The organism is Ferrithrix thermotolerans DSM 19514, assembly GCF_900128965.1.
Taxonomy (GTDB): Bacteria; Actinomycetota; Acidimicrobiia; order Acidimicrobiales; family Acidimicrobiaceae; genus Ferrithrix; species Ferrithrix thermotolerans.
On record NZ_FQUL01000087.1, the window covers coordinates 1 to 1,597 of the forward strand.

At 54.7% G+C, this 1,597-nt stretch carries 4 protein-coding genes; all 4 read left to right on the forward strand.

The window, feature by feature from the left end; genetic code table 11:
• Positions 1-127: 127 nt before the first annotated feature.
• The 4 genes from BUA24_RS12730 to BUA24_RS12745 are packed head-to-tail and all read left to right on the forward strand — an operon-like array spanning position 128 to position 1,367.
• The gene (locus tag BUA24_RS12730; protein ID WP_178138844.1) at positions 128-580 is read left to right on the forward strand and encodes an IS110 family transposase; all 453 of its coding nucleotides are present in this window, start codon (positions 128-130) and stop codon (positions 578-580) included.
• On the forward strand, positions 546-719 hold the full coding sequence (locus tag BUA24_RS12735; RefSeq protein ID WP_218587485.1) for a hypothetical protein: 174 nt from the start codon (positions 546-548) through the stop codon (positions 717-719). Before BUA24_RS12730 ends, BUA24_RS12735 begins: the two co-directional genes overlap by 35 nt.
• Entirely contained in the window at positions 720-1,058 is a 339-nt protein-coding gene (locus BUA24_RS12740) for a transposase (RefSeq protein ID WP_178138846.1), read from the forward strand.
• Positions 1,059-1,073: 15 nt separating this feature from the next.
• On the forward strand, positions 1,074-1,367 hold the full coding sequence (locus BUA24_RS12745) for a hypothetical protein (RefSeq protein WP_178138847.1): 294 nt from the start codon (positions 1,074-1,076) through the stop codon (positions 1,365-1,367).
• Positions 1,368-1,597: the final 230 nt, after the last annotated feature.

The window sequence follows — 1,597 nt, forward strand, 5'->3', positions numbered from 1 at the left end:
TTACTAAGATAGACACAGTTCCAAAGACCCTATGGCCTATTTGCACAACTTTAGGCACACAACCGAGTTCGCTTTATTGTAGTCCCCCTGACGAGACGGCTCCCTAAAACACCAGGGAGGTGGTGAGATGAAAGAGATAGTAGATAAAGTAGGCGGTCTCGATGTCCACCGTGACACCGTCGTTGCGTGCACGCGAGTTCGAGAGCCAGATGGCATGGTTACCCTTTCCAAGGAGACCTTTGCCACCACGCGTAAAGGGCTCGAGGACTTGGCCCAGTTCCTCACTGACGCTGGGGTATCAACGGTGGTGATGGAGGCAACAGGCGTGTACTGGAAGCCGGTGTACTACGCACTGGAGGGACTCTTTGACAAGCTCTGGCTATGTAACGCTCAGCGCGTTAAGAATGTACCCGGCAGAAAGACGGACCTTGCAGACGCCGAATGGCTAGCAGATGTCGCCGCCCACGGCATGGTGCGGCCAAGCTTTGTGCCTCCACCAGAGATTCGTGAGCTTCGTGAGTTGACCCGATATCGCAAGACCCAGGTTGATGCTAGGGCACGAGAGATCCAACGACTCTAAGAAGGTTCTCCAAGACGCTGGGATCAAGCGCACCTCGGTAGCCTCTTATGTGTGGAGTTCCTCATCGAGACAGATCATAGAGGCACTCATAGCGGGTGAAAGGGATCCCGCAGTCTTGGCCCAGATGGCCAAGTCCTAGATGCGGGCCAAGATTCCTCAACTTAAGGAGGCACTCTATGGACACTTCGGAGCCCACCATGCCTTCGTCGCCAGACAGATCATCGACCATATCGACTATCTGGACTCGGCTATCGGGGCACTCACCGAGGAGATCCGTGAGCGTCTCATCCCTTTTGAGTCCGCCGTCGCTCTGGTATCATCCATTCCCGGGATCTCTGCAACCACGGCACAGGTCATTATTGCTGAGACCGGGGGTGATATGTCGAGGTTCCCAACTGCTGGACATCTATGTGCCTGGGCTGGACTAGCCCCTGCTAGTTATGAGTCAGCTGGCAAGCGAAAGCCAGCGGGTAGCTGACATGGATCTACGTCGTTGAAACGTGCGATGATAGAGGCTGCTCGGGCGGTGGCACGTTCAAAAGGAACCTACTCATCTGCTTCAAATGCGCGTATTGCCAGACGGCGAGGGCCTAACAAGGCAGCCGTTGCGCTCTCCCACTCCATGTTAAACGTCGTCTGGCTTCTCCTTACCAATGGAGAACTCTACCAAGATCTGGGGGCTGATTACTTCGAGAAGCACCACGATCCCGACGCTCAGGTAAAGCGACTGGCTAAGCGGATCGATGCTCTAGGATTCGAGGTCACCGTAGCAGAGAGGGTCGCCTAGAGCCCAGCATCTCACAACACCTAGACAAGCTTCGCATCGTCGGGTGCTTAGGTCTTGTCGTGCCTATTTCCCCTATTAGGAGGCATTACACTTTAGGATCCTCGCCTTGTAGCTCGGAGAGAGTACCCGTCTTGTTGCTTTGGGTGGGAGGGTCACCTCTTGGGTTGTTCTGTTCTCCACGGTTTCATCGTACATAGCCATCTCAACATCTCAGCCTTCTCGCCCTCATT